At 54.0% G+C, this 1,088-nt stretch carries 1 protein-coding gene; it reads right to left on the reverse strand.

What is annotated here, in order from left to right:
* The gene (locus tag AC1RQ9_RS18970) at nucleotides 1-996 is read right to left on the reverse strand and encodes an IS481 family transposase (RefSeq protein ID WP_029329762.1); all 996 of its coding nucleotides are present in this window, start codon (nucleotides 994-996) and stop codon (nucleotides 1-3) included.
* Between the last annotated feature and the right edge of the window lie 92 nt (nucleotides 997-1,088).

The following is a 1,088-nucleotide window of genomic DNA, read 5'->3' on the forward strand; positions in this document are numbered from 1 at the left end:
CTAGCTGTCAGGTTGTGAAACGTCATTGGCGTAATCAAGGATTTCATCGACCTGTTTCATGATGTCACGATCAGCCGGTTTGATGTGATCAGGATTACGGAACGCGGGATGTTTTTCAAGCCACGACGTGATGCATTGGGTGGGAGTTATGCCGCCCAGAACACGCTGCCGGCGATGATTGTAAGCGAAACAGAAGCCTCTGAGCAGAATTTCCAGATCCTTATGGCTTGAGACACAGACCGGCAACACCTCTGTGGCGACACGGCCATTGAAGCGTTCGACCATTCCATTGGTCTGAGGGGAGTAAGCTTTGGTCCGGCGTCGGTCGATTCCCATGTCATGACAGGCTTTTTCGAAGGCATCCGCCGTAAAACAGGAACCACGATCGGTCAGAATATGGGTGATCCGGAAAGGAAAGGCGGTTTTGACAGCTTTGAGGAAATCGACGGAATTATCGGCATTTTCCGCGTCATAGACGGCCAGATGTACCGAACGGGAGCATCTATCAATGGCGACATATAGAAAACGTTTCCGCCGTTCTCCATCTGCCGTCTGCAATTTGGGCAGATGTTTCACATCAATATGGACATAACCGGGATCGTAATCCCGGAATGTTCCCTGTCCCCGAACTGGTCTGGTCTTTGGAGCAGGAGGCAGCCTGTTCAATCCGGCATCTTTCAGAATACGCCAGATGTTGTCCCGGTTCAGATGTGGCAGGAAATGCCGCACGACAAAGGTCAGGTCATCCAGGCCAAAACCGGTAGAACGCCGAAGGTGACAGACAATGGCGCGCTCTTCCTCCGAGGCTTTCCAGGCCAGTTTCCGGGGACGGCTGCTGCGGTCCTGGCAGGCGTCTGAACCACGCCTGCGCCACTTGCGGACAGTTTCCGCGCTGATCCCGTAGCGTCTGGCGAGCACGGATGTCGATTCCGATGAGCGGGCTATGTCAGCCCGGACGGCCGGTGTCGTGCGTGCCTGTGGATGGATCTGAAGCATCATTCAGTCTCCCTGCAAACGGAAGAAAACCATGAAGAGTAACGCGGTATTGCCCACCCTACATCATCCCAATGACGTTTCACAACCTGACA

The sequence above is a fragment of the Komagataeibacter ossonobensis genome (assembly GCF_057359305.1).

Bases quoted from the DNA above. Each gene is read 5' to 3' on its own strand.
- AC1RQ9_RS18970 (WP_029329762.1), bottom strand. From the start codon at position 996: ATGCTTCAGATCCATCCACAGGCACGCACGACACCGGCCGTCCGGGCT.